This window comes from Pseudomonas sp. 8Z, assembly GCF_902506535.1.
GTDB lineage: Bacteria > Pseudomonadota > Gammaproteobacteria > Pseudomonadales > Pseudomonadaceae > Aquipseudomonas.
This window is the reverse complement of record NZ_LR733825.1, coordinates 946,881-971,299: the sequence shown is the minus strand read 5'-3', so window position 1 is coordinate 971,299 and position 24,419 is coordinate 946,881. Positions and strand designations below refer to the sequence as shown.

Below are 24,419 nucleotides of genomic sequence, written 5' to 3'. Positions count from 1 at the left end.
AGAGAAGGGCAGATGAGCAAATTCTGGAGCCCCTTCGTCAAAGACCTGGTGCCTTATGTGCCAGGCGAGCAACCCAAGCTGAGCAAGCTGGTCAAGCTCAACACCAACGAGAACCCCTACGGCCCGTCGCCCAAGGCCATTGCGGCGATGCAGGCCGAGGTCAACGACAACCTGCGCCTGTACCCGGATCCCAACGGTGATCGCCTGAAGCAGGCTGTGGCCGATTATTACGGCGTTCAGCCTGCTCAGGTGTTCGTCGGCAATGGCTCCGACGAGGTGCTGGCGCACGCCTTCTATGGCCTGTTCCAGCATGAGGCGCCATTGCTGTTCCCGGATATCAGCTACAGCTTCTATCCGGTTTACTGCGGTCTGTATGGCATCGAGTACCAGCAGGTGGCGCTGGGCGAGCAGTTCCAGATTCGTGTCGAGGATTATGCCCGCCCCAACGGCGGCATTATCTTCCCCAACCCCAATGCGCCGACGGGTTGCCTGCTGCCGCTCGACGCCATCGAGCGCCTGCTGCAGGCAAGCCCCGATAGTGTGGTGCTGGTGGACGAGGCTTATATCGACTTCGGCGGACGGACGGCCATTGCCCTGGTCGATCAGTACCCGAACCTGCTGGTGACCCAGACCCTGTCCAAGTCGCGTTCGCTGGCCGGACTGCGTGCCGGCATCGCGATCGGGCATCCTGACCTGATCGAGGCACTGGAACGGATCAAGAATAGCTTCAACTCCTATCCGCTCGACCGTATCGCCATTGCCGGTGCGGCGGCGGCCTTTGAGGATCGCGCCTATTTCGAGAAAACCTGCCAGCAGGTTATCGACAGCCGTGAAGCGGTGGTTGCTGGCTTGCAGGGGCTGGGCTTCGAGGTGCTGCCGTCGGCGGCCAACTTCGTTTTCGCTCGTCACCCGAGCAAGGATGCTGCGACGTTGGCAACGGGTTTGCGTGAACAGGGCGTGATCGTGCGCCACTTCAAGCAGCAGCGTATCGCCCAGTTCCTGCGTATCACCATCGGTACGCCGGAGCAGAATCAGGCGTTGCTGGACGCCTTGCAGGGTTTGTAAGCCAGCCAGAAGCAAAAAGGCCGGTAGCGCTGAGCGCTACCGGCCTTTTTATTGCCTAGTTGGCTTCAGTTGCTGCTGGCTGGTGGACGCAGGCCGATTTCGGCTGTCAGCTTCAGGGGCTTACCGTTGCGCAGCACTTCGATGAGGATTTTGTCGCCGGGCTTGGTGCGAGCCACTTGATTCATCGAGCGGCGACCATCACCGGCGGGCTCGCCATCGATGCTGAGAATCAGGTCACCTGGTTGCAGGCCAGCCTTTTGCGCCGGGCCATCGCGGTACAGGCCTGCAACGACGATGCCGGGGCGTCCTTCCAGGCCGAAGGACTCGGCCAGTTCCGGCGTCAGCGGCTGCACTTCGATGCCCAGCCAGCCGCGGATGACCTGGCCGTGCTCGATGATCGCCTGCATTACCTCCAGTGCCAGTTTCACCGGGATGGCGAAACCGATGCCTTGCGAGCCGCCGGATTTGGAGAAGATCGCCGTATTGATGCCCACCAGATTGCCATGCGCGTCGACCAGTGCGCCGCCTGAGTTGCCGGGGTTGATCGCCGCGTCGGTCTGGATGAAGTCTTCGTAGGTGTTCAAGCCCAATTGATTGCGCCCGGTGGCGCTGATAATGCCCATGGTCACCGTCTGACCGACGCCGAAGGGGTTACCGATGGCCAGGGTGACGTCGCCGATGCGCAGGTTGTCCGAGCGCCCCAGGGTCATGGCAGGCAGGTTGTCCAGGTCGATCTTGAGCACGGCCAGGTCGGTTTCCGGGTCGCTGCCGACCAGGTGGGCGTGGGTCTCGCGACCATCCTTGAGGGCTACGACAATCTCATCGGCGCCGCTGACCACGTGGTTGTTGGTCAGCAGATAGCCTTCCTTGCTCATGAGTACGGCGGAACCTAGGCTGGATTCCATACGCTGCTGGCGTGGCAGGTTATCGCCGAAGAAGCGACGGAATGCTGGATCCTCGAATAGCGGATGACTCGGCTTGCTGACCAGCTTGGTGGTGTACAGGTTCGCTACGGCAGGCGAGGCGATGTCGACTGCTTCGGCATAGGAGACCGGGCCTTCTTGCGTGCGCTTGTAGGTTGGGGCCTGAACCAACTTTACGTCCTGGCTCGGCAGGCCGACCCATTCCGGATATTGCTGGATCAGCAGGAGGGCGAGCAGTACGCCGACCAGTAGCGGCCAGCCGAGAAAACGCAGGGCCTTGGGCATCGAGACAATCCTGAGGGTTGCGGGGGCCAAATGCGCCCCTTTAAGGTGGCGCATTATAAAGAGGTGCGCGGCAATAAGGCAGCGGCCTGCAACAGCGTAAAAGGAATCTTCATGGCCATTGCTCTGTCCACACTGGTTGGCGAAGCTGACCAACTGCTCAATGCCGCGCGTATTGCTGACTACTGCCCAAATGGGCTGCAGGTTGAAGGGCGTCCACAGGTGCGCCGTATCGTCAGCGGCGTTACCGCCAGTCAGGCGTTGATCGAGGCAGCCATCGAGGCCGAGGCCGATGTGCTGCTGGTGCACCATGGTTATTTCTGGAAGGGCGAAAATCCTTGCATTACCGGTATGAAACAGCGTCGTCTGAAGGCATTGCTGGCCAATGACATCAGCTTGCTGGCCTATCACCTGCCGCTCGACGTGCATTCCGAGGTGGGTAACAACGTGCAGTTGGCGCGCCAGCTCGGCATCGTCGTCGAGGGGGCGCTGGAACCGGAAAATCCGCGCACCGTTGGCCTGGTCGGTTCGCTGGACGAGCCCATGAGCGCCACCGATTTCGCCCGCCATGTGCAGCAGGTGCTGGGCCGTGAGCCCTTACTGGTCGAGGGCGCTGGATTGATTCGGCGCATCGGTTGGTGCACTGGCGGTGGCCAGGGCTATATCGATCAGGCGATTGCCGCAGGTGTCGACCTGTACCTGACGGGGGAGGCGTCCGAGCAGACCTTCCACAGTGCTCGTGAAAATGGTGTGAGCTTCATTGCTGCCGGTCACCATGCCACCGAGCGCTATGGCGTGCAGGCGCTTGGTGATTATCTGGCGCGCCGTTTCGCCCTGGAGCATGTGTTCATCGATTGTCCCAACCCGGTGTAGACGCGCGCACGAGGCGGTATAACTCTAGATCGTTTCGGTCTAACCAGTGTTCTGAGTATAAGAAGACGCTGTGATAGAGTGCGCCCTCGTCCACGGCCCGCCGGCCCTACAACAGCAAACCGTGAGTAGCCATGCTCGACAAACTGACCCATCTCAAGCAGCTGGAGGCGGAAAGCATCCACATCATTCGTGAAGTGGCCGCCGAATTCGACAACCCGGTGATGCTCTATTCCATCGGTAAAGATTCCGCCGTGATGCTGCATCTGGCCCGTAAGGCGTTCTTCCCTGGCAAGCTGCCGTTCCCGGTGCTGCACGTCGACACCCGCTGGAAATTCCAGGACATGTACCGCTTCCGCGAGAAGATGGTCAGCGAATACGGCCTGGATCTGCTGACCCACATCAACCCCGATGGCGTGGCGCAGGACATGAACCCCTTCACTTACGGCAGTGCCAAGCACACCGATGTGATGAAGACCGAAGGCCTCAAGCAGGCGCTGGACAAGTACGGCTTTGACGCCGCCTTCGGTGGCGCGCGCCGCGACGAGGAGAAATCTCGCGCCAAGGAGCGCGTGTACTCCTTCCGCGACAGCAAGCACCGCTGGGATCCGAAGAACCAGCGCCCCGAGCTGTGGAACGTGTACAACGGCAAGGTGAAGAAGGGCGAGTCGATCCGCGTGTTCCCGCTGTCGAACTGGACCGAGCTGGATATCTGGCAGTACATCTATCTGGAGCAAATCCCGATTGTACCGCTGTACTTCGCCGCCGAGCGCGAAGTGATCGAGATGAACGGCGCGCTGATCATGATTGATGATGAGCGCATCCTTGAGCACCTGACGCCCGAGCAGAAGGCCAGCATCACCAAGAAGATGGTGCGTTTCCGTACCCTTGGCTGCTACCCGCTGACCGGTGCCGTGGAATCCACTGCCACCACGCTGCCGGACATCATCCAGGAAATGCTCCTGACCCGTACTTCCGAACGTCAGGGGCGCGTGATCGATCACGATGCAGCCGGATCGATGGAAGAGAAAAAACGCCAGGGCTATTTCTAAGGATCGCGCACCATGAGTCATCAGTCTGATTTGATCAGCGAGGACATCCTCGCTTATTTGGCCCAGCATGAACGCAAGGAACTGCTGCGCTTTCTCACCTGCGGTAACGTCGATGACGGCAAGAGCACGCTGATCGGCCGCCTGCTGCACGATTCCAAGATGATCTACGAAGATCACCTGGAAGCCATCACCAAGGACTCCAAGAAGGTTGGTACCACCGGTGAAGACATCGACCTGGCGCTGCTGGTCGACGGCCTGCAGGCTGAGCGCGAGCAGGGCATCACCATCGATGTGGCCTATCGCTACTTCTCCACCGCCAAGCGCAAGTTCATCATCGCCGACACCCCCGGCCATGAGCAGTACACGCGCAACATGGCTACCGGTGCTTCGACTTGCGACCTGGCCATCATCCTGATCGACGCCCGTTACGGCGTGCAGACCCAGACCAAGCGTCACAGCTTCATCACTTCCTTGCTGGGTATCAAGCACATCGTTGTCGCCGTCAACAAGATGGATCTCAAGGACTTCGATCAGGGCGTCTTCGAGCAGATCAAGGCTGATTACCTGGCCTTCGCCGAGAAGATCAACCTACGTCCGACCACCCTTGAGTTCGTGCCGATGTCGGCGCTCAAGGGCGACAACGTGGTCAACAAGTCCGAGCGCTCGCCGTGGTATAGCGGCCAGTCGCTGATGGAAATTCTCGAGACTGTTGAAGTCGCTGGCGACCGCAATTTCGATGACCTGCGCTTCCCGGTGCAGTACGTCAACCGGCCGAACCTGAACTTCCGTGGCTTTGCTGGCACTCTGGCCAGCGGCATCGTGCACAAGGGCGATGAGGTTCTGGCCTTGCCGTCGGGCAAGAGCAGTCGGGTCAAGTCCATCGTCACCTTCGAAGGCGAACTGGAGCAGGCTGGTCCCGGCCAGGCGATCACCCTGACCCTGGAAGACGAAATCGACGTGTCGCGCGGCGATATGCTGGTACATGCTGATAATCGTCCGCAGGTCACCGACAGCTTCGAGGCCATGCTGGTGTGGATGGGCGAAGAGCCGATGCTGCCGGGCAAGAAATACGACATCAAGCGCGCCACCAGCTACGTGCCGGGCTCGATCCCCAGCATCGTCCATCGCGTCGACGTGAATACCCTGGAACAGGGCGCGGCCAGCGAGCTGAAACTCAACGAGATCGGTCGGGTCAAGGTCGCGCTGGATGCGCCGATTGCCCTCGATGGTTACGAGTACAACCGCACCACGGGCGCATTCATTGTCATCGACCGCCTGACCAATGGCACTGTCGGTGCAGGCATGATCATTGCCGACCCGGTTGCTCATGGTGGTGGTCAGCATGGCCGCCTGGCACATGTGTCTACCGAGGAGCGTGCGTCGCGCTTCGGCCAGCAGCCAGCCACGGTGCTCTTCACTGGTCTCTCCGGCGCGGGCAAGAGCACTTTGGCCTATGCCGTGGAGCGCAAGTTGTTCGACATGGGCCGTGCGGTCTATGTGCTCGACGGCCAGAACCTGCGTCATGACCTGAACAAGGGGCTGGCGCAGGATCGCGCCGGGCGTGCCGAGAACTGGCGTCGTGCCGCGCATGTGGCGCGTCAGTTCAACGAGGCCGGGATGATTGCCCTGGCGGCGTTCGTCGCCCCGGATGCCGAAGGTCGTGAGCAGGCCAAGGCACTGATAGGCAGCGAACGCGCCCTGACCGTCTACGTCCAGGCCTCGCCGCAGGTCTGCGCCGAGCGTGACCCGCAGGGGTTGTATGCCGCCGGTGGCGACAACATCCCAGGCGAGGGCTTCCCCTACGACGTGCCGCTGAATGCCGATCTGGTGATCGACACCCAGACGCAATCGGTCGAGGAGGGTGTCAAGGCGGTGCTGGATCTGCTGCGCAGTCGCGGCGCGATCTGACAGGCCGTTGAAAAACTACCTGCGTTGGCAATACTGCGTTAAAAACGGCCTCGCGTGCGAGCCCAGTCAAAATGCTCATTTACAACACGTAAAGTCGAACGCGACTCCGAGCGTTTTTCGGCCGTTTTTGCGGGGCCGCCATCGGTATTGTCTTGCCGGCCTCGCCTACGTTTTTCAACAGCCTGCTAATCGCTTGTTCTACCTCTGCAACGCCGGGCTAATGCCCGGCGTTGTGCTATCTGCCGTTTGCTAACGCAGTTCGCGCAGGCGCTGCTTGTCCGCTTCCTGGGTCATGGCCTGTTCCGCGCGTGCCAGGGCGCGTTCTGCCTGTTCGAAGGCGGCCTGGCGAAACGCAGCGTCGCCCATCTGGCTGAGGGCCTGCAGCGTTTTGCGCAGCTTCATCTGCACTTCGAGCAGGCTCGCTCCGTCGCGGGCGATGGGGTTGAAGGCATCCTCGAACAGATCGCGCGTATGCAGTGCCTCAACCCAGACCCTGGGGAATTGCGGCGTCTGATCCGCTTGCTGGTCGCGTGCCCAGGTGCAGAGCACGCGTGCCTGACGCCCCAGCACATCGATTGCCGTACCCGGATCATTGACCGCCGGTGACAGCGCGCGTGAGGCAATCTCGCTCAGCACCGCCAGACCGAAGCGTGGATCTTGGTCGAAGCTGCGCTCTTTTCCGATGCTGAATGCCTCGCGGACGCATTTCAGGGCTTTGTCATCCTCATGCTGGAGATCGATCCAGGCCAGCGGCGTGTCGGGATAGACGAAGGCGCCGGGCGCTGCCAGCAGGTGGATATCGCTGTCTAGGCAATCGGCCTGTTCGGCCAGAGCCGTCATGTCGACATGCTGCACGTAGCCGACCGTATCAGCCGTCAGGCGCAGGACATTGTCGGGGATCGCCTGATTGACGGGCGCCGGGCTGCCGCCCAGGTAGGGATTGGCACAGCGCCAGTCGATGGCGCGCTGGGTGGCCTCCTCGACGCGCTCGGTGGTCTCGCCGACACGGCCCAGGCGCGTCAGGTGATCGATCCAGCGCAGCAAGCTGACCACCACCAGTGCAATCACGGCGATGGTCACGATGAACAGGACGAAACGCCCGCTGTCGCCGTAGGCGCCGGTCTTGAGTACGACGATACCGACGATGCTGAATAGGAAGGAACCGATGAAACTGGACAGCACGTTCTGCGTCAGGCGGTCTTCGATCAGCAGTTTGATCGCACGCGGTGTGACGTTGCTGGTGGCGGCACTATAGGCCGAGGTCATCACGCTGAGGCTGAAGGTGGTCACCGCGAGCATGCTTGAGGCGATGATGTTGAGAATGCCGTCGACTGCGTCGGCGCCGATGGTGGTGGGCAAATCCCAGGGCAGCAGGTGCTCGGTCAGGGCGGCCAGGCCGGCGGCGGCGATGCCCAGCGCACCGATCAGCGTGGCGCGAAACCAGAGCTGCCGGGTCATTCGTGTCAGTAGCCATTGCCAGCGCGACATGAGGTGTCCTCGGGAAGGGAAACACCTGCGATCATAGTCGGCTGGCGCTCTGCGGTGCAGGCTATGGCCGAAAAAACAACGCCCCGGCGGGCCGGGGCGTTGGTCATCGTGCACGTGTCGTCAGGACTTCTTCAGGCCGTAACTCTCGTCGAGCATGCCAGGCCCGTCGGTCTTGGGCGCGTAGTCCTTGGGCATTTCGTAATTCTTTGGCGGTGTCAGGCGCTCGCGCTTCTCGCCGCTTTCCGCACTGTTGAGGGTGGCCAGCAGACGCTGACGGGTCAGTTCGTCCAGGGCCAGGCGGTTGGCGCCGTCGGACAGGTGCTCCTGCACGTCCTGGTAGCTCTGGGTGAGTTTTTTCACCAGGCTGGCGGTGGTGTTGAAGTGGGTGACCACTTCGTTCTGGTAGGCCTCGAAGCGTGCCTGCATTTCATCCATCTGCCGCTGCGTCCGGCTGGGTGCGGCATTGGGGGCCAGGCGGGCGAGCAGAAAGCCCACGGCGATGCCGACCACCAGGGTCAGGGCGGGTATCAACCAGGCTGCAAGTGTCTGTTCCACGAGTCCTTCCTCTCAAAACGGCTTTGCTTTACGTTAGCGGCTCGAACCGGCGCTGTATACGTTTACCGCGCAGGTAGTTTGCTAGACGAGTCGACCCGTTGCGGGGTCACGGAGTTCAGTGTTGCTCAGTCGCGAAACCCCTCTTTTTATTCAAGGCCCAGTGGGCCAGCTCGAAGCCTTGCTGTTGGAAGTACCGGACGCCCGCGGTGTGGCGTTGGTCTGCCACCCCAATCCGATACAGGGCGGCACCATGCTCAACAAAGTGGTCTCCACGTTGCAGCGTACTGCGCGTGATAGTGGATACCACACTCTGCGTTTCAACTATCGTGGCGTGGGCGCCAGTGCTGGTAGCCATGATATGGGCACTGGCGAAGTGGATGACGCCGAGGCCGTGGCCGTCTGGCTGCAGGAGGAGTACCCGAACCTGCCTATCACTCTGCTGGGCTTTTCCTTCGGTGGCTTTGTCGCGGCTGCCCTGGGCGCACGCCTGGAGGCGCAGGGTGTCACGCCGAGCAAGCTGTTCATGGTTGCTCCCGCCGTGCATCGCCTGACTGCTGAAACCCCGCCTGCCAGCCAATGCCCGCTGGTGGTGATCCAGCCTGAAACCGATGAAGTGATCGAGCCGCAGGCTGTCTACGATTGGTCAGCCAACCTTGGGCGTGCCCATGAGCTGTTGAAAGTGGCAGAATGCGGTCACTTTTTTCACGGCAAGCTGACGGATCTCAAGGATCTGCTGTTGCCTCGCCTGTAAGCCTTTCATCTCTAAGCGAACGTCATGACCACCCGTATCCTCACCGGTATCACCACCACCGGCACGCCGCACCTGGGCAACTACGCCGGTGCCATCCGCCCAGCCATCGCCGCCAGTCGCGATCCGCAGATGGACTCGTTCTACTTTCTCGCCGACTACCACGCGCTGATCAAGTGCGATGACCCGGCACGCATCCAGCGTTCGCGTCTGGAAATCGCAGCCACCTGGCTGGCGCTGGGCCTGGATACCGACAAGGCGACCTTCTACCGTCAGTCCGACATCCCCGAGATCCCGGAGCTGTGCTGGCTGCTCACCTGCGTCGCCGGCAAGGGCCTGCTCAACCGTGCCCACGCCTACAAGGCCTCGGTGGACAAGAACGTCGAAGCCGGTGAAGACCCGGATGCCGGCGTGACCATGGGCCTGTTCAGCTACCCGGTGCTGATGGCGGCGGACATCCTGATGTTCAACGCACAGAAGGTGCCGGTCGGCCGCGACCAGATCCAGCACGTGGAGATGGCTCGCGACATTGGCCAGCGCTTCAACCACCTGTTCGGCAAGGGCAAGGATCTGTTCGTCCTGCCCGAGGTGGTGATCGAGGAGGAAGTGGCCACGCTGCCCGGCCTCGACGGGCGCAAGATGAGCAAGAGCTACGACAACACCATCCCGCTGTTCGGCAGCGCCAAGCAGCTCAAGGATGCCGTGGCGCGCATCGTCACCGACTCCAGGCTGCCGGGCGAGCCCAAGGATGCCGAGGGTTCGCACCTGTTCACCCTGTACCAGGCCTTCGCCAGCCACGCACAGCAGGCCGAGTTCCGCGCCGAGCTGGAAGGCGGCCTGGCCTGGGGGGAGGCGAAGAATCGCCTGTACCAGCTGCTCGAAGACACCCTGGGCGAGGCGCGCGAGCGCTACAACGCGCTGATCGCTCGGCCGGCCGACCTGGAAGATATTCTCCTTGCCGGCGCCGCCAAGGCGCGCAAGATCGCCACGCCGTTCCTTGGCGAGCTGCGCGAGGCGGTGGGCCTGCGTTCGTTCCGCGAGCAGGTGCAAGTCGCTACTGGCGAGAAGAAGAAAGCCGCCAAGAGCGCCCGCTTCGTCAGCTTCCGCGATGAAGATGGCAGCTTCCGCTTCCGTCTGCTGGATGCCGATGGCGAGCAACTGCTGCTGTCGAAATCCTTCGCCGATGGCAAGTCGGCCGGCATGATCAACAAACGCCTGCAATCCGGCGAGCCGCTGGATGTGCGCGTCGAAGGCCAGGTGTTCGCGGTATGGATCGATGGCGAGAGCGTGGCCAGCAGCCCCGAGTTCGCTGACGGTCAGGCGCTGGAAGATGCCATTGCCCGCCTGCGTGAGGCGTTGGCGCCGCAGGAGTGAGATAGCTGCTGCATACCGGGCGGCGGTTGCCGCCCACGGCACGATTGCCAAGCAACGGGGGCGTCGCTAAAGTGACGCCCCCGTTTTTACTTGCCCGGCTAACGAATCATGACCCCCCTAGAGCGTTATCAGGCCGACCTCAAGCGGCCCGACTTCTTCCATGATGCGGCCCAGGAAAATGCCGTTCGCCACTTGCAGCGTCTGTACGACGACCTGGTCGCCGTCGACCAGGGCAAGGGTGGCTTGTTGGGCAAGCTGTTCGGCAAGAAGCCGCAAGGGCCGGTCAAAGGCCTGTACTTCTGGGGTGGCGTCGGGCGCGGCAAGACCTATCTGGTCGACACCTTCTTCGATGCGCTGCCGTTCGAGCAGAAAATGCGTACCCACTTCCACCGCTTCATGAAGCGTGTGCATGAGGAAATGCGTACGCTCAAGGGCGAGAAGAACCCGCTGACCATCATCGGCAAGCGCTTCGCCGACGAGGCGCGGGTGATCTGCTTCGACGAGTTCTTCGTCAGCGACATCACTGACGCGATGATCCTCGCCACCCTGCTGGAAGAACTGTTCAAGAACGGCGTATCGCTGGTAGCGACCTCCAACATCGTGCCGGACGGCCTGTACCGTGACGGTTTGCAGCGCGCGCGCTTCCTGCCGGCCATCGCCCTGCTCAAGCAGCACACCGACATCGTCAACGTCGACAGCGGCGTCGACTATCGTCTGCGTGCCCTGGAGCAGGCCGAGCTGTTCCACTTCCCGCTCGGCCCGGCCGCCGAGGAGAGCCTGCGTAAGAGCTTCCAGAGCCTGCTGCCGGACTGCACGCACATGGTCGAGAACGAGGCGTTGATGATCGAGAATCGCGCGATCAACGCCGTGCGCGTGTGCGAAGACGTGGCCTGGTTCGAGTTCCGCGAGCTGTGCGACGGCCCGCGTAGCCAGAACGATTACATCGAGCTGGGCAAGCTGTTCCATGCGGTGATCCTGGCCAACGTCGAGCAGATGGGCGTGGCCAAGGACGATATGGCGCGGCGCTTCATCAACCTGGTGGATGAGTTCTACGACCGCAACGTCAAACTGATCATCTCTGCCGAGGTGGAGTTGAAGGATCTGTACATCGGCGGCCGACTGAACTTCGAGTTCCAGCGCACCCTGAGCCGCCTGCTGGAGATGCAGTCGCACGAGTTCCTCTCGCGTCCGCACAAGCCCTGAGCGCCTGAGCGCTTTTTCATGGGCCTGGGTTGCCGTGGCTGGCGGTATCCTTGTGCATGAACTGCTGCCGGTATTGCTTGGGTGTCAACGTAGTGTGCTGGCGGAACAATCTGGCGAAGAAGCTGGCGTCGTCGTAGCCCACTTCATAGCTGATGGTCTTGATGCTCTTGCGGGTGGAAGACAGCAGGCTTTTGGCTGTCTCGATCCGCAGGCGTTGTAGGTATTGCAGGGGTTTGTCGCCTGTTGCGCTCTGGAAGCGACGCATAAAGTTGCGGATGCTCATGCCATGCTCACGGGCTACGTCTTCGAAGCGAAACTTGTCGGCGTAGTGTTCCTCCAGCCACTGCTGAATCTGCAGCACGCTGACATCCTGATGCAGTTTCTGCCCGCCGAAACCAATGCGCCCTGGCGTGTAACTGCGCTGCACCTCGTAGAGGATGTCGCGCGCTACACCCTGAGCGATGCTTGCGCCGCAATAGCGCTCGATCAGGTGGATGTAAAGGTCGCAGGCCGAGGTCACGCCGCTGGCGCAGTAGAGATTGTCGGCGTCGGAGAGGTGCTTTTCCGGGTTTAGCTGCACCTTGGGAAAGCGCTCGGCGAACTCGCGGAAGAAGCGCCAGTAAGTGGTCGCCTCTTTCCCGTCGAGCAGGCCTGCTTCGGCCATCCAGAATACGCCGCTGGCCTCGCCGCAGATGGCGGTGCCTGCTGCGTGCTGCCGCCTTAGCCACTCAAGTACTTGCGGATAACGTGCGCTGAGCGCGTCGAAGTTGCCCCAGAAAGCCGGCAAAATGATGAGGTCGCAGGTATCCAGGTCGCTGTCGATCGGCACCTGTACCTTGCTGAAACTATCGACAGGTGAGCCTGAGGGGCTGACCAGGTGAATCTCGAAGGGCGGCTCCAAGCCTAATGCTTGCTGCCTGGCGTAACGTACCCCGGCCATGTGGAAGAAGTCCTTGGCCTGTAGCAGGGTAGAGGCGAACACGCCGTCTGTGGCGAGGATGCTGACGCGGCGCAGTTCGGCGCGCGGTAGAGGCGTAATCATGGCTATTGTTCTTGTTGATTAAGGCTGATTGGTCGCCTGATGGCTGGATCGTCTTATTTTTCGCCAGTTGTGTCTAGTGCACATAGAGAAGGGAGGAAGGGGTTTGCCCGGATGCAGTGGCAGGTGAATTGAGTGCTCGCCGAATGGCATCCGGGCGTCCTGTTCAGGGCGCTGGGTTGGGTTGCGCGGTGTGGATTGCTTCGATGCCTGCAAGCACTTCATCGGAGAGCTTTAGTTCAGCGCTTGCCAGGTTGCTGTCCAGTTGCTCCAGGCTCGTGGCCCCGATGATATTGCTGGTAACGAAAGGCTGTGCTGTGACGAAGGCCAGAGCCATCTGCGCGGGGTCCAGTCCATGTTCGCGGGCCAGGGCAATGTAGCGTGTGCAGGCGGCTTCGGCTTGTGGTTTGGTGTAGCGAGTGAAGCGGCTGAACAGGGTGATGCGGGCACCTGCCGGACGAGCGCCGCCTTCGTACTTGCCACTGAGCATGCCGAAGGCCAGTGGAGAGTAAGCCAGAAGGCCGCATTGCTCGCGAATTGCGATCTCGGCCAGGCCTACTTCGAAGCTGCGGTTGAGCAGGTTGTAGGGGTTCTGGATCGACACCGCGCGTGGCCAGCCACGGCTCTCGGCCAGTTGCAGGAACTTCATGGTGCCCCAGGGCGTCTCGTTGGACAGGCCGATGTGGCGGATCTTGCCTGCTTTGATTTGCTCGTCGAGCACTTCCAGGGTTTCTTCCAGCGGGGTGAAGTCGGTGTCCTGATGCTTGTAGCCGAGCTGGCCGAAAAAGTTGGTCGGACGCTCCGGCCAGTGCAATTGGTACAGGTCGATCCAGTCAGTCTGTAGGCGCTTGAGGCTGGCATCGAGTGCGGCAACGATATGCTGGCGATTGAACTTGAGCTGCCCGTCTCGAATATGAGTGATGCCGTTGCCTGGGCCGGCGATCTTGCTGGCCAGGATCCAGTCGGCGCGATCACCATGTTGCTTGAAATAGCTGCCGATGATCTGTTCGGTCTTGCTGTAGGTTTCGGCACGCGGTGGCACCGGGTACATCTCGGCTGTGTCGATGAAATTGATGCCGCTGGCCTTGGCCCGCTCGATCTGGGCATGGCCTTCGCGTTCACTGTTCTGCTCACCCCAGGTCATGGTGCCCAGGCACAGGGCGCTGACATCGAGTTCGGTTCGGCCTAGCTTGCGGTATTCCATGAGGTACTCCTTTGGCAAAAGAGCCATACAAGCAGGTTGAATTTTTTTTCGCAATCAGGATAATCCGCCACCTCTTTCTGCGGTGGAAGTGATGCGCCGCCTGCCGAAGAATCTTGCCGTACCGTGGACGCGCTGACCCGAGCCCCCGATAGCGTCCGTAGACGGCTGCCTTTGACTTGTCAAAGTACGCACTATTCAGTAAGATCCGCCGTCTATTTTTGCTGGGCGGCCCCTGAGGCTATAAAGAATGAAAACTTTTACTGCTAAACCGGAAACAGTAAAACGCGACTGGTTCGTCGTTGATGCTGCTGGCAAGACCCTGGGTCGTCTGGCCACCGAAATCGCGAGCCGTCTGCGTGGCAAGCACAAGCCTGAGTACACTCCTCACGTTGACACTGGCGACTACATCGTCGTTATCAATGCTGAGCAGGTGCGCGTGACTGGTGCCAAGACCAGCGACAAAATGTACTACTCCCACTCCGGCTTCCCGGGCGGCATCAAAGAGATCAACTTCGAGAAGCTGATCGCTCGTGCTCCTGAGCGCGTGATCGAGACCGCGGTTAAAGGCATGCTGCCGAAGAACCCGCTGGGTCGCGACATGTACCGCAAGCTGAAGGTGTACAAGGGTGCCTCTCACCCGCACACTGCTCAGCAGCCCCAAGAACTGAAGATTTAACGGAATAGTTCATTATGTCGGCGACTCAAAATTACGGCACTGGCCGTCGCAAGACTGCAACCGCACGCGTATTCCTGCGTCCGGGTACTGGCAACATCTCCATCAATAATCGCAGCCTGGATGTATTCTTCGGCCGTGAGACTGCTCGCATGGTCGTACGTCAGCCGCTGGAGCTGACCGAAACCGTCGAGAAGTTCGATATCTACGTCACCGTTGCTGGTGGTGGTGTCAGCGGTCAAGCTGGTGCTATCCGTCACGGCATCACTCGCGCTCTGATCGAGTACGACGAAACCCTGCGCAGCCCGCTGCGTAAAGCGGGTTACGTGACTCGCGATGCTCGTGAAGTTGAGCGTAAGAAAGTCGGTCTGCGTAAAGCGCGTAAGCGTCCGCAGTACTCGAAGCGTTAATTTTTCGACGCTTTCAAAAAAACGCCCAGTTCCTTCGTGGAACTGGGCGTTTTTTTTGCTGCTGGCAAAGTGCTGTGACAACGTGCCGCATGTATGCAGGCCGCGTTCTGCAAGGTTCTCGAGGGGTAGGCGCGGAGTAATGACCTTGTCAGGGAAGGGGCTTTTTCTTTACCATCTGGCGGATTTTTTGCGCGGCCCGACATTTAATTACTATAGGTCTGAACAACAGGCCATAAAGCTGATGGGAGACGACTGATGAGCAATGACGGCGTGAATGCAGGCCGGCGTCGCTTCCTGGTGGCGGCCACCTCCGTAGTGGGCGCTGCAGGGGCAGTAGGTGCTGCGACTCCGTTTGTGGGGTCATGGTTCCCCAGTGCCAAGGCCAAAGCGGCCGGGGCACCGGTGAAAGTGAACGTCGCCAAGGTCGAGGCGGGCCAGCAGATGGTTGCTGAATGGCGCGGTCAGCCGGTATTTATCGTGCGCCGCACCGAAGAGATTTTGAGCAATCTTGCCAAAATCCACGATCGTATGGCAGATCCAGAGTCCGCTGCTTCTGTGCAGCCTGACTACGTGGACAAGCAGACTCGCTCGATTAAGCCCGAGCTATTGGTGTTGGTCGGTCTGTGTACTCACCTGGGGTGTTCGCCATCCTTCCGTCCGGAAGTGGCTCCGGCGGATCTTGGGGCTGATTGGATGGGGGGGTATTTCTGCCCATGCCACGGCTCTCGCTACGATCTCGCGGGACGCGTCTACAAGGCTCAGCCGGCACCTTTGAATCTGCCGGTGCCGCCTTACAGCTACGAGACGGATGATGTCATCGTCATCGGTGTGGACCAGGAGAAAGCCTGATGAGCAAATTCATGGAATGGGTTGATGCGCGCTTTCCTGCCACCAAGATGTGGGAAGACCATCTCTCCAAATACTACGCCCCGAAAAACTTCAACTTCTTCTACTTCTTCGGCTCCCTGGCACTGCTGGTGCTGGTCAATCAGATCCTCACCGGTGTCTGGCTGACCATGAGCTTCACGCCCTCTGCCGAGGAGGCTTTCGCCTCCGTCGAATACATCATGCGTGATGTCGAGTACGGCTGGATCATCCGCTACCTGCACTCCACCGGCGCCTCGGCGTTCTTCGTTGTGGTGTACCTGCACATGTTCCGCGGTCTGCTCTACGGCTCCTACCAGAAGCCGCGCGAGCTGGTGTGGATCTTCGGCATGCTGATCTACCTGTGCCTGATGGCTGAAGCCTTCATGGGCTACCTGCTGCCGTGGGGCCAGATGTCCTACTGGGGCGCCCAGGTGATCATCTCGCTGTTCGGTGCCATTCCGGTCATCGGTGACGACCTGACTCAGTGGATCCGTGGTGACTACCTGATCTCCGGTATTACCCTGAACCGCTTCTTTGCCCTGCATGTGATCGCGCTGCCAATCGTCCTGCTCGGCCTGGTCGTACTGCATATCCTGGCGTTGCACGAAGTCGGCTCGAATAACCCGGACGGCGTCGAGATCAAGAAGAAGAAGGACGAGAATGGCATCCCGCTGGATGGTATTCCCTTCCACCCGTACTACACCGTGAAAGATATCGTCGGTGTTGTGGTGTTCCTGTTCGTGTTCTGCGCCGTGGTGTTCTTCTTCCCGGAGATGGGCGGTTACTTCCTCGAGAAGCCGAACTTCGAGCAGGCCAACCCGTTCAAGACGCCTGAGCATATTGCGCCGGTTTGGTACTTCACACCGTTCTACGCAATTCTTCGCGCTGTGCCGGACAAGCTGCTGGGCGTGATTGCCATGGGGGCGGCTATTGCGGTGCTGTTCGTGCTGCCGTGGCTGGATCGTAGCCCGGTCAAGTCCATGCGTTACAAGGGCTGGATGAGCAAGGTCTGGCTGCTGATCTTCTGCATTTCCTTCGTCATCCTTGGTGTGCTGGGCGTGCTGGCGCCTACTCCGGGGCGTACCTTGCTGTCGCAGGTGTGCACCGTCCTGTACTTCGCGTACTTCATCCTGATGCCGTTCTACACCAGGATGGAGAAGACCAAACCGGTTCCGGAAAGGGTGACTGGCTGATGAAAAAATTATTGGCTGCATTTGTTTTCGCTGCGCTGCCGACATTGGGCTTCGCTGCTGGCGGTGAGGGTGTGCATCTGGATAAGGTCGATATCGACCTGACCGACAAGGCGGCCATGCAAGACGGCGCGCGTACTTTCGCCAACTATTGCATGGGTTGCCACTCGGCCAAGTTCCAGCGTTACGAGCGGGTTGCCGATGATCTGGGGATTCCACACGAGATCATGCTCGAAAACCTGGTCTTCACAGGCGCCAAGATTGGCGATCACATGAACAACAGCATGCATTCGGAAGATGCCAAGGTGTGGTTCGGTGCGGCTCCGCCTGATCTGACGCTGGTTGCGCGTGTGCGTGGTAATGATTGGTTGTACACCTACCTGCGCAGCTTCTATGCTGACCCGACGCGCCCATTGGGGGCTAACAACAAGGTCTTCCCGAACGTCGGTATGCCGAACGTGCTAGTGGGTCTGCAGGGGAATCAGGTTATCGGTTGCAAACAGGTTCAGGTCGTGACCGATGGCAAGAAACAGTTCGACCCGCTGACCGGTGCACCGATCACTCACGAGGCCTGCGATCAGCTCACCGTTGAGCCGAACACCGGTACCCTGAGCGAGGCCGAGTTCGACGACAAGATCAAAAATCTGGTGACCTTCCTGGCCTACTCGGCTAATCCGGTTAAGCTGGAGTCCCAGCGCATCGGCACGTACGTTTTGCTGTATCTGGCGTTCTTCTTCGTGTTCGCCTATCTACTCAAGCGTGAGTATTGGAAGGACGTGCACTAAGTCGTCTTTCTGCCTTGAAGACTTGCGCGTCCTGTCGGGCGCGCAAGTTTTTATACCCCTGCCATTTCTGGTGGCCTCATTGCGAGGTTACTCTTTCGATTTCAAAAATTGCGCCTGGCAATTTTTTGTCTTTCTGGAAAATCAAAAAAGCGAGGAGGATCGCCATGGCGGTGACCAATCGGTTGACCTGCTACTCCGACCCCGCCGATCACTACTGCCATCGTGTGCGTCTGGTGCTCGCCGAAAAAGGTGTCAACGTCGAAATTGTCGAGGTCGAGGCGGGGCGTTGTCCGCCCAAATTGGCTGAGGCCAACCCATACGGTACCGTGCCGACCTTGGTTGATCGCGACCTAGCGTTGTACGAGTCCTCTGTTGTTATGGAGTATCTGGACGAGCGTTACCCACATCCGCCTTTGCTGCCGGTTTATCCGGTGGCGCGCGCTAACAGTCGCCTGCTGATGCATCGTATCCAGCGTGACTGGTGCTCACTGGTCGACCGTATTCTCGACAGTCGTAGCAAGGAGGCTGACAAGGCGCAGGCCCGTAAGGAGCTGCGTGAGAGTCTGACGGGGGTGTCGCCTCTGTTTGCCGACAAGCCTTTTTTTCTCAGTGAAGAACTGAGTCTGGTCGATTGTTGTCTGTTGCCGGTATTGTGGCGCTTGCCGTTGCTGGGGATCGAGCTACCACGACCTGCCAAGCCGCTGCTTGACTATATGGAGCGTCAGTTTGCTCGTGAGGCTTTCCGGGCCAGCCTTTCCAGTGTCGAGCGGGATATGCGCTAAAGCGCGAGGAGGACATGATGAATTCCAGTCGCCCATACCTGATACGTGCTCTGTACGAGTGGATCGTCGATAACGATTGCACGCCTCATCTATTGGTCAATGCTGAGTATCCTGGGGTGCGGGTGCCCGCCGGTTTTGCCAGTGATGGTCAGATCGTGCTCAATGCGTCGCCCAGTGCGGTTCGTCAAATGCACATGGATAACCAGGCGGTTAGCTTCGAGGGGCGTTTCGGCGGTGTAGCACATAGTCTTTATCTGCCGTCACCGGCCATTTTGGCGATCTATGCCAGGGAGAATGGTCAGGGCATGGTTTTCGATGTAGAGGCGCCTGAGCAGGAGCAGGAGGGGCACGAAGGTTCAGGTGAAGATGGCCCGGATGGCGGCGGCGAGCCGCCGCGCCCAAGCGGGCGGCCGAGCCTCAAAGTGGTTAAGTAAGCAGCAAGCGACAGGCTTCAAGCTGCAAGTAAAACGGGCGCCTCTGGGCGCCCGTCGTTTTTGCTCTGGCTTGTAGCTTCAGTTCGTGTACTCGAACAAGCGTACGACCCGCTGCACGCCTGATACGCCTTGCACCACGGCGGTTGCGGCATTGGCTTCGCTGCGGTTGACCACGCCCAGCAGGTAGACGATGCCGTTTTCGGTCACAACCTTGATCTTGCTGCTCGGTACGCTGCTGTCAGCCAGCATCTGCGTCTTGATCTTGGTGGTCAGTAGCGAGTCATTGCTGCGTGCCAGCAGCGACGCTGGCTGCTGTACCTGCAGTTCGTTATAGACCTTCTTTACACCTTGCACATTGCGCGCGCGTTGGGCGGCGAGGTCCTTCAGTTCGGCACGTGGAGTCTGGCCGGCAATCAGGATAACGCCGTTGTAAGCGGTGACGATGATACGTGAGGTTGGGCTGCTCAGGTCGGCATGGGCGTTGCTGATGCTGGTGGCAACGTCTGGGCCGAGAAACTGGTCGTCGATCTTGTTGCCGATGCTACGGCTGCCGCAGCCGGTCAGCGTCAGTACGAAGGCTAGGCTGGCAAGTATCAGTGCGGAACGCTTCATTCTTCACTCCCGAAAAGTTGGCTGTCGATCAGGTCGCAGAGGCAGTGTATGGCCAGAAGATGAACCTCCTGGATCCGTGCGGTGATTTTTGAGGGGACGCGGATTTCCACATCCTCAGGCAGCAGTAGCGAGGCCATTCCGCCGCCATCGCGTCCGGTCAGGGCAACTACTGTCATTTCACGATCGTGCGCGGCCTGGATAGCTTGAATGACATTCGCGGAATTGCCGCTGGTGGAAATGGCCAGTAGCACGTCGCCGGGTTGGCCCAGTGCGCGGATTTGCTTGGAGAACACCTCGTTGTAGCTGTAGTCGTTGGCGATCGAGGTGATGGTTGAGCTGTCGGTGGTCAGGGCGATGGCTGGCAAGCTCGGGCGCTCGCGTTCGAATCGATTTAGCAGCTCCGAAGAGAAGTGCTGGGCGTCACCGGCTGAGCCGCCGTTGCCACAGGAGAGAATCTTGCCCTCATTGAGCAGGGCCTGAACCATGATCAGGCTAGCGTGCTCGATGTAGGGAACCAGAACGTCCATGGCCTGTTGCTTGGTATCAATGCTGGCCTGGAAGAGCTGGCGGATTCGGGATTGCATGTCCATCGGTTAAAACCTTGAGTGTACGGCCGTTAGGTGTCGAAGGCGTTCTTGATCCAGTCGAGCTGAGCGGAGTTGCCGGTGCTGATAGCGACTACATCGAAGCGGCAGGGGTGGCGGGTCCAGTTGGGATGCTGTTGAAGGAACATCTGCGCTGCGTTGATCAGCTTGCTGCGTTTGCGTGCATCGATGCTCTCCAAAGCGCCGCCCCAGGCGCTATGACGCCGGGCGCGGACTTCGATGAATACTACTGTATCGCCGTCGAGCATGACCAGATCAAGCTCGCCGCGCCGACAGCTCCAGTTTTGTTGGATCAGGCGCAGGCCGTTGCGTTCCAGGTGTTGCCGGGCTGCTTGCTCGGCAGCCCGGCCCAGGTCGTTGTGTGCGCTCAATTGAGGCTGTCAGGCAGGCGCTGTACCTGGCCGTCACGAAACTCGGCCCAGGGTAGTTGGCGCTCGATGCGCTGAGTGGCGTTCAGACTGAGTGTGCCGGTGAGGCCGTCAACGCGCGACTCCGGCAGGGCCTTGAGTTGGCCCAGGCGTGGCGCCAGGCGATAAGCGTCTACACCCATAGCGTACAGACGGCCAAGGCTGCCACCGGCTTGGGGCCACTGTTTGCTGGCTTGTTGGCGCAGTGGATCTTGTTCATCCAGCAGCCATGGGGTTTCACAGAAGCGAATCCCTTCGAGATCCTGATACTGCGCTTGGCTGTGCGCGCCGGTGAACAGGTGCGAGGTGGCGTAGACCGGCACGTCGCCGGCGTACTGGAAGGCCAGGGTCGGCTTGATCTGCTGGGCTTGTTGTGGGGTGGCGGCGAGGAAGATGAAGTCGATGTCTTGGCGGCGTGCGGGTTGCGCGTCGAGGTTGTGGCCTAGGGTATTTTGCAGGCGTCGGGCGCGCGCTTCGCTTTCGCGCAGTTGGAATAGGTCGGCGATTTGCCTGGCCAGCTCTACGGGTTGGTCGACATGCTCTGCGGCGATCAGGGTTCCGCCCTGTGCCTGCCAAGTCTGGCGGAAAGCATCCAGCACACGGTCACCCCATTCGCCGCGTGGTACCAGGGCGGCCGCGCGGCGCATGCCGTCACTCCAGGCACGGCGGGCGACTTCGCGGGCTTCGTCCTCGGCGGCCAGGCCGAATTGGTAGAGTTGGGCCGGGCCTTCCTGGGTGGCGTCGCTATAGTTCAGTGCCAGCGTGGTGATAGGCAGTTGTTCGCGTTCGCTCAGTTGCTTGACCAGCGCTTTCTCCAGCGGGCCGACCACTAGCTGCACGCCGTCGGCTTGGGCTTGTTGGTAGAACGCGTCCAGGGAGCCGATGCGGGAGCTGTCATAGAGTTTGATTTGTGGTGGAGTCTGGCCAGCTTGTTCTGCTTGGAAGTGAGCGGCAAGGAAACCGTCGCGCAGGGCGCGGGCGACGCTCGCCAGTTGCCCTTCCTGCGGCAGTAAGAGTGCGATACGGGTCAGAGGCTGGCTGGCCAGCTCGCGCAGTTTGACTAGCGGGTCGGGCAGTTGTTGAGCGGCCGGATGTTGTGGGTTCTTCGCTACCCACTCGTCAATGGCGGCTTGCTGTTGCTCCAGTGTCGGTGCGCTTTTGGTTACGCGTGCCAGCTCCATCCAGCCGTTCAGATCGTTGTCGGCGCCGGTGGCGGGCTGTGGGGGCAGGCTGGACACCAGTTCCCAGATGCTCTCCTGATTATCATGCGCAGCTTGCCCGTTGAGCAGCGGGGCGATGAATACGCGTTCACGGGCTGCAGCGAGGATTTGGCCATCGGCCTCCAGTGCGCGTGCGCGAACCAGTTGGGTGCGTATTTGTTGCTCGATGGGCAGCTCTGCCAGACGTTCCAGGCTGTGGTGTTGCAGGGCCTGCAGGGCACTCTTGGGTTGCTTGCGTGCCATGGCCAGTTCCGCGCTAAGGGTACTGGCGAATATTTGCTGGGCAGGTTGCAGGGTATTCAGATCGATCTGTTCGAGAATGCGCGTCGCACGGGCGATATCGTGCTGTTGAGCGGCCTGGTCGGCGGCAGACAGGCGCAGCAAGTTGGCCTGCTCGGGCTTGCTGTCGGCAGCCTGTTGCAGCATCTGCTCGATGCTGGCTTGTGGCGTGCGGGGGAGCTGGCCCAGGTTGTTGGCGGGCGAGCTGGCGCAGGCGGCGAGCAAGCCAGCCAGAAATAATGCTGAAAGAGGGCGCAGGCTAGCGATCATCGGGTCATCCTGATACTTGAGCAAAACGAGCGGCGATTGTACCCAAGGGCGGGATACGGTGCGATGCCGCGGGGCGTTAACCCGCTAGAATGTGAAACTCTTTCAATTAACGAGGTATTTCCAGTGAGTCAGTCTGCAGTCGCCAGCGTCCAGCCAGGCACCCTTTACGTGGTTGCCACGCCGATTGGTAATCTGGACGACATCAGTGCGCGGGCTCTGCGGATCCTGCGTGACGTGGCGCTGATAGCCGCTGAAGACACCCGGCACTCGGCGCGCTTGCTGCAGCATTTCGGTATCCAGACGCCGCAGGCTGCCTGTCATGAGCATAATGAACGCGATCAGGGTGGGCGTTTCCTGGCGCGGCTGCAGGCGGGGGAAGATGTGGCGCTGATATCCGATGCGGGTACACCGCTGATTTCCGATCCAGGCTACCACCTGGTGCGCCAGGTCCGCGCTGCTGGCATCCCGGTAGTGCCAGTGCCTGGCGCCTGCGCACTGATTGCGGCACTTTCTGCGGCTGGGTTGCCGTCCGATCGTTTTATTTTCGAAGGCTTCCTGCCAGCCAAGGCAGTTGGACGGCGCGCGCGTCTGGAGCAGGTTCGTGAGGAGCCGCGCACGTTGATCTTCTATGAGGCGCCGCATCGTATTCTTGAGTGCCTTGAGGATATGCGTGAGGTTTTCGGTGGCGAGCGCCCTGCTTTACTGGCGCGCGAATTGACCAAGACGTTCGAGACCTTGCAGGGATTGCCGCTGGCTGAGCTGTGCCAATGGGTTGCCGCTGACAGCAATCAGCAGCGCGGTGAGTGCGTGGTGCTGGTTGCTGGTTGGCAAGCCCCGGAAGGTGGCGATGCGGTCAGTGCCGAGGCGTTGCGAGTGCTTGATCTTCTATTGGCTGAAATGCCGCTCAAACGTGCTGTCGCATTGGCTGCCGAGATTACCGGGGCGCGCAAAAATTTGCTCTATCAGGCGGCATTGGAGCGCAAGTAATAGTAGTTGTGATCTGGGTCACACTTGCAGGTTGCCATCATGCCCGGTACCCTACGCGGCGGAGAGTCGATCGGACAGTCGCTGCTTCGTTTCGCTTTGCGAGGCGAGGGGGAGGAAAGTCCGGGCTCCATAGGGCAGAGTGCCAGGTAACGCCTGGGAGGCGCGAGCCTACGGAAAGTGCCACAGAAAACAACCGCCTAAGCACGCAAGTGCCGGTAAGGGTGAAAAGGTGCGGTAAGAGCGCACCGCGCGGCTGGCAACAGTCCGTGGCTAGGTAAACCCCGCTCGGAGCAAGACCAAATAGGGTTCCATTGGCGTGGCCCGCGCTGGAACCGGGTAGGTTGCTAAAGATGTGCAGTGATGTACGTCGTAGAGGAATGGCTGTCCTCGACAGAACCCGGCTTATAGATCGACTCTCCTCCCCTCTTCCCTCGCAATGTGCTTCTAGCTTCCACTCGTCTGATACCGAAAAAATCTTACTCCTAAGAAATCACTTTAAGTTTGGGTTTCAGGGGCCTGCTGCGCTTGATTTTTACCCTGCTGATGCTGGCTCGGGTGTCGCTTTTTCCTTTCTTTTCGTGAGCTAAATCTCCGTCCTGTAAGGGTTTTTCCCTTCTGGCCCGCCTTGACGGTGGGGCGCACGCGTTCCTATAGTGTGCGCAAGTGGTGGAAAGTGGCATGAAGTGGGTTTTTATGGGCATGGGAAGCTAATTACAGGGGAAGCGCAGCCGTGTTTCGCGGAGCTAACGCCATTAGTCTCGACGCCAAAGGGCGCCTCGCGATGCCGAGTCGGTATCGCGATGAGCTCGTTGTGCGTTGTGGTGGTCAGCTCATCGTCACGATTGATGCTGTTGATCCCTGTCTTTGCGTTTATCCCTTGCCTGAATGGGAGCTTATCGAGAACAAGTTGCGCGAGCTGGCCTCTTTCCGTGAGGAGAATCGTCGCTTGCAACGCTTACTGATCGGTAACGCGGTGGATCTGGAGCTTGATGCCAGTGGTCGCTTCCTCGTTCCCCCGCGTCTTCGTGAGTACGCCAAGCTGGACAAACGCGCCATGCTCGTGGGCCAGCTAAACAAGTTTCAACTCTGGGATGAAGATGCCTGGAATGCCGTAGCCGAAGCTGACCTGGCCGCTATTAAAGAGCCTGGCGCGCTTTCCGATGAACTTCGTGACCTGATCCTGTGAC

At 60.1% G+C, this 24,419-nt stretch carries 25 protein-coding genes and 1 other RNA gene; 17 read left to right on the top strand and 9 right to left on the bottom strand.

Annotated elements, in window-relative coordinates:
* Positions 1 to 12: 12 nt before the first annotated feature.
* On the top strand, positions 13 to 1,065 hold the full coding sequence (hisC, locus tag AERO9A_RS08650) for a histidinol-phosphate transaminase (protein ID WP_159971492.1): 1,053 nt from the start codon (positions 13 to 15) through the stop codon (positions 1,063 to 1,065).
* A 65-nt stretch (positions 1,066 to 1,130) separates the two neighbouring features.
* On the opposite strand, the gene algW is transcribed toward hisC, so the two are convergent.
* Entirely contained in the window at positions 1,131 to 2,273 is a 1,143-nt protein-coding gene (algW, locus tag AERO9A_RS08645) for a Do family serine endopeptidase AlgW (RefSeq protein WP_159971491.1), read from the bottom strand.
* 111 nt (positions 2,274 to 2,384) lie between these two features.
* Here algW and AERO9A_RS08640 point away from each other — a divergent pair, with 111 nt between their 5' ends.
* The 3 genes from AERO9A_RS08640 (at position 2,385) to cysN (ending at position 6,100) form a co-directional block, all read left to right on the top strand.
* Positions 2,385 to 3,143, top strand: a complete 759-nt coding sequence (locus tag AERO9A_RS08640) for a Nif3-like dinuclear metal center hexameric protein (RefSeq protein ID WP_159971490.1) — start codon at positions 2,385 to 2,387, stop codon at positions 3,141 to 3,143.
* Positions 3,144 to 3,274: 131 nt separating this feature from the next.
* The gene (gene cysD, locus AERO9A_RS08635; protein WP_159971489.1) at positions 3,275 to 4,192 is read left to right on the top strand and encodes a sulfate adenylyltransferase subunit CysD; all 918 of its coding nucleotides are present in this window, start codon (positions 3,275 to 3,277) and stop codon (positions 4,190 to 4,192) included.
* Positions 4,193 to 4,204: 12 nt separating this feature from the next.
* The gene (cysN, locus tag AERO9A_RS08630; protein WP_159971488.1) at positions 4,205 to 6,100 is read left to right on the top strand and encodes a sulfate adenylyltransferase subunit CysN; all 1,896 of its coding nucleotides are present in this window, start codon (positions 4,205 to 4,207) and stop codon (positions 6,098 to 6,100) included.
* 249 nt (positions 6,101 to 6,349) lie between these two features.
* Here the strand turns inward: cysN and AERO9A_RS08625 are convergent, their stop codons facing one another.
* Both AERO9A_RS08625 and AERO9A_RS08620 read right to left on the bottom strand, forming a co-directional pair.
* Positions 6,350 to 7,588, bottom strand: coding sequence for a DUF2254 domain-containing protein (locus tag AERO9A_RS08625; RefSeq protein WP_159971487.1), 1,239 nt, complete (start codon positions 7,586 to 7,588; stop codon positions 6,350 to 6,352).
* 120 nt (positions 7,589 to 7,708) lie between these two features.
* Positions 7,709 to 8,143, bottom strand: a complete 435-nt coding sequence (locus AERO9A_RS08620; RefSeq protein WP_159971486.1) for a YhcB family protein — start codon at positions 8,141 to 8,143, stop codon at positions 7,709 to 7,711.
* 121 nt (positions 8,144 to 8,264) lie between these two features.
* Between AERO9A_RS08620 and AERO9A_RS08615 the strand changes: the two genes are divergently transcribed.
* From AERO9A_RS08615 to zapE, 3 genes are all read left to right on the top strand, one after another.
* Positions 8,265 to 8,894, top strand: coding sequence for an alpha/beta hydrolase (locus tag AERO9A_RS08615; RefSeq protein WP_159971485.1), 630 nt, complete (start codon positions 8,265 to 8,267; stop codon positions 8,892 to 8,894).
* A gap of 24 nt (positions 8,895 to 8,918) precedes the next feature.
* The gene (locus AERO9A_RS08610; RefSeq protein ID WP_159971484.1) at positions 8,919 to 10,265 is read left to right on the top strand and encodes a tryptophan--tRNA ligase; all 1,347 of its coding nucleotides are present in this window, start codon (positions 8,919 to 8,921) and stop codon (positions 10,263 to 10,265) included.
* A gap of 108 nt (positions 10,266 to 10,373) precedes the next feature.
* Positions 10,374 to 11,468 carry a cell division protein ZapE gene (gene zapE, locus AERO9A_RS08605; RefSeq protein WP_159971483.1) on the top strand — a complete coding sequence of 365 codons (1,095 nt, stop codon included), beginning with the start codon at positions 10,374 to 10,376 and terminating at the stop codon, positions 11,466 to 11,468.
* Positions 11,469 to 11,484: 16 nt separating this feature from the next.
* Here zapE and AERO9A_RS08600 read toward each other — a convergent pair whose 3' ends face one another.
* Together AERO9A_RS08600 and AERO9A_RS08595 are read right to left on the bottom strand one after the other, a co-directional pair.
* Complete coding sequence (locus tag AERO9A_RS08600; protein WP_178111119.1) at positions 11,485 to 12,408, bottom strand: GlxA family transcriptional regulator; 924 nt, start codon at positions 12,406 to 12,408, stop codon at positions 11,485 to 11,487.
* A 265-nt stretch (positions 12,409 to 12,673) separates the two neighbouring features.
* A complete protein-coding gene (locus AERO9A_RS08595) occupies positions 12,674 to 13,711 on the bottom strand; it encodes an NADP(H)-dependent aldo-keto reductase (protein WP_159971481.1) in 1,038 nt (345 codons plus the stop codon).
* 247 nt (positions 13,712 to 13,958) lie between these two features.
* Here AERO9A_RS08595 and rplM point away from each other — a divergent pair, with 247 nt between their 5' ends.
* From rplM to AERO9A_RS08560, 7 genes are all read left to right on the top strand, one after another.
* Complete coding sequence (rplM, locus tag AERO9A_RS08590; RefSeq protein WP_159971480.1) at positions 13,959 to 14,387, top strand: 50S ribosomal protein L13; 429 nt, start codon at positions 13,959 to 13,961, stop codon at positions 14,385 to 14,387.
* A gap of 14 nt (positions 14,388 to 14,401) precedes the next feature.
* The gene (gene rpsI / locus AERO9A_RS08585; RefSeq protein WP_159971479.1) at positions 14,402 to 14,794 is read left to right on the top strand and encodes a 30S ribosomal protein S9; all 393 of its coding nucleotides are present in this window, start codon (positions 14,402 to 14,404) and stop codon (positions 14,792 to 14,794) included.
* A gap of 255 nt (positions 14,795 to 15,049) precedes the next feature.
* Positions 15,050 to 15,643, top strand: a complete 594-nt coding sequence (gene petA, locus AERO9A_RS08580; protein ID WP_159971478.1) for a ubiquinol-cytochrome c reductase iron-sulfur subunit — start codon at positions 15,050 to 15,052, stop codon at positions 15,641 to 15,643.
* A complete protein-coding gene (locus AERO9A_RS08575; RefSeq protein ID WP_159971477.1) occupies positions 15,643 to 16,854 on the top strand; it encodes a cytochrome bc complex cytochrome b subunit in 1,212 nt (403 codons plus the stop codon). The genes petA and AERO9A_RS08575 overlap by 1 nt, the downstream gene beginning before the upstream one ends.
* On the top strand, positions 16,854 to 17,636 hold the full coding sequence (locus tag AERO9A_RS08570) for a cytochrome c1 (RefSeq protein WP_159971476.1): 783 nt from the start codon (positions 16,854 to 16,856) through the stop codon (positions 17,634 to 17,636). The genes AERO9A_RS08575 and AERO9A_RS08570 overlap by 1 nt, the downstream gene beginning before the upstream one ends.
* A gap of 164 nt (positions 17,637 to 17,800) precedes the next feature.
* Entirely contained in the window at positions 17,801 to 18,418 is a 618-nt protein-coding gene (locus AERO9A_RS08565; protein WP_159971475.1) for a glutathione S-transferase N-terminal domain-containing protein, read from the top strand.
* Between the two features lie 17 nt (positions 18,419 to 18,435).
* On the top strand, positions 18,436 to 18,852 hold the full coding sequence (locus AERO9A_RS08560; RefSeq protein WP_159971474.1) for a ClpXP protease specificity-enhancing factor: 417 nt from the start codon (positions 18,436 to 18,438) through the stop codon (positions 18,850 to 18,852).
* Between the two features lie 78 nt (positions 18,853 to 18,930).
* Here AERO9A_RS08560 and AERO9A_RS08555 read toward each other — a convergent pair whose 3' ends face one another.
* Genes AERO9A_RS08555 through AERO9A_RS08540 form a run of 4 tightly spaced genes read right to left on the bottom strand, consistent with a single transcriptional unit; the run spans position 18,931 to position 22,245 of the window.
* Complete coding sequence (locus AERO9A_RS08555) at positions 18,931 to 19,464, bottom strand: BON domain-containing protein (protein WP_159971473.1); 534 nt, start codon at positions 19,462 to 19,464, stop codon at positions 18,931 to 18,933.
* Positions 19,461 to 20,054 (bottom strand): phosphoheptose isomerase, encoded by a 594-nt coding sequence (locus AERO9A_RS08550; RefSeq protein WP_159971472.1) that lies wholly within the window; start codon positions 20,052 to 20,054, stop codon positions 19,461 to 19,463. Before AERO9A_RS08550 ends, AERO9A_RS08555 begins: the two co-directional genes overlap by 4 nt.
* A gap of 26 nt (positions 20,055 to 20,080) precedes the next feature.
* Positions 20,081 to 20,440 (bottom strand): YraN family protein, encoded by a 360-nt coding sequence (locus AERO9A_RS08545; RefSeq protein ID WP_159971471.1) that lies wholly within the window; start codon positions 20,438 to 20,440, stop codon positions 20,081 to 20,083.
* Positions 20,437 to 22,245, bottom strand: coding sequence for a penicillin-binding protein activator (locus tag AERO9A_RS08540; RefSeq protein WP_159971470.1), 1,809 nt, complete (start codon positions 22,243 to 22,245; stop codon positions 20,437 to 20,439). Before AERO9A_RS08540 ends, AERO9A_RS08545 begins: the two co-directional genes overlap by 4 nt.
* Positions 22,246 to 22,368: 123 nt before the next feature.
* Here AERO9A_RS08540 and rsmI point away from each other — a divergent pair, with 123 nt between their 5' ends.
* The 3 genes from rsmI to mraZ all read left to right on the top strand — a co-directional run bounded on the left by rsmI (position 22,369) and on the right by mraZ (position 24,418).
* Complete coding sequence (gene rsmI / locus AERO9A_RS08535) at positions 22,369 to 23,232, top strand: 16S rRNA (cytidine(1402)-2'-O)-methyltransferase (RefSeq protein ID WP_178111112.1); 864 nt, start codon at positions 22,369 to 22,371, stop codon at positions 23,230 to 23,232.
* A 62-nt stretch (positions 23,233 to 23,294) separates the two neighbouring features.
* Positions 23,295 to 23,653: RNase P RNA component class A (gene rnpB / locus AERO9A_RS08530), an RNA gene on the top strand.
* A 309-nt stretch (positions 23,654 to 23,962) separates the two neighbouring features.
* A complete protein-coding gene (gene mraZ, locus AERO9A_RS08525) occupies positions 23,963 to 24,418 on the top strand; it encodes a division/cell wall cluster transcriptional repressor MraZ (RefSeq protein ID WP_159971468.1) in 456 nt (151 codons plus the stop codon).
* Position 24,419: the final 1 nt, after the last annotated feature.

Coding starts and splice junctions, on each gene's coding strand:
- algW (WP_159971491.1), bottom strand. CDS start 2,273: ATGCCCAAGGCCCTGCGTTTTCTCGGCTGGCCGCTACTGGTCGGCGTA.
- AERO9A_RS08600 (WP_178111119.1), bottom strand. CDS start 12,408: ATGGCCGGGGTACGTTACGCCAGGCAGCAAGCATTAGGCTTGGAGCCG.
- AERO9A_RS08570 (WP_159971476.1), top strand. CDS start 16,854: ATGAAAAAATTATTGGCTGCATTTGTTTTCGCTGCGCTGCCGACATTG.
- cysD (WP_159971489.1), top strand. CDS start 3,275: ATGCTCGACAAACTGACCCATCTCAAGCAGCTGGAGGCGGAAAGCATC.
- AERO9A_RS08565 (WP_159971475.1), top strand. CDS start 17,801: ATGGCGGTGACCAATCGGTTGACCTGCTACTCCGACCCCGCCGATCAC.
- AERO9A_RS08640 (WP_159971490.1), top strand. CDS start 2,385: ATGGCCATTGCTCTGTCCACACTGGTTGGCGAAGCTGACCAACTGCTC.
- hisC (WP_159971492.1), top strand. CDS start 13: ATGAGCAAATTCTGGAGCCCCTTCGTCAAAGACCTGGTGCCTTATGTG.
- AERO9A_RS08540 (WP_159971470.1), bottom strand. CDS start 22,245: ATGATCGCTAGCCTGCGCCCTCTTTCAGCATTATTTCTGGCTGGCTTG.
- rpsI (WP_159971479.1), top strand. CDS start 14,402: ATGTCGGCGACTCAAAATTACGGCACTGGCCGTCGCAAGACTGCAACC.
- AERO9A_RS08560 (WP_159971474.1), top strand. CDS start 18,436: ATGAATTCCAGTCGCCCATACCTGATACGTGCTCTGTACGAGTGGATC.
- AERO9A_RS08550 (WP_159971472.1), bottom strand. CDS start 20,054: ATGGACATGCAATCCCGAATCCGCCAGCTCTTCCAGGCCAGCATTGAT.
- rplM (WP_159971480.1), top strand. CDS start 13,959: ATGAAAACTTTTACTGCTAAACCGGAAACAGTAAAACGCGACTGGTTC.
- AERO9A_RS08555 (WP_159971473.1), bottom strand. CDS start 19,464: ATGAAGCGTTCCGCACTGATACTTGCCAGCCTAGCCTTCGTACTGACG.
- AERO9A_RS08625 (WP_159971487.1), bottom strand. CDS start 7,588: ATGTCGCGCTGGCAATGGCTACTGACACGAATGACCCGGCAGCTCTGG.
- petA (WP_159971478.1), top strand. CDS start 15,050: ATGAGCAATGACGGCGTGAATGCAGGCCGGCGTCGCTTCCTGGTGGCG.
- AERO9A_RS08610 (WP_159971484.1), top strand. CDS start 8,919: ATGACCACCCGTATCCTCACCGGTATCACCACCACCGGCACGCCGCAC.
- zapE (WP_159971483.1), top strand. CDS start 10,374: ATGACCCCCCTAGAGCGTTATCAGGCCGACCTCAAGCGGCCCGACTTC.
- AERO9A_RS08595 (WP_159971481.1), bottom strand. CDS start 13,711: ATGGAATACCGCAAGCTAGGCCGAACCGAACTCGATGTCAGCGCCCTG.
- AERO9A_RS08575 (WP_159971477.1), top strand. CDS start 15,643: ATGAGCAAATTCATGGAATGGGTTGATGCGCGCTTTCCTGCCACCAAG.
- cysN (WP_159971488.1), top strand. CDS start 4,205: ATGAGTCATCAGTCTGATTTGATCAGCGAGGACATCCTCGCTTATTTG.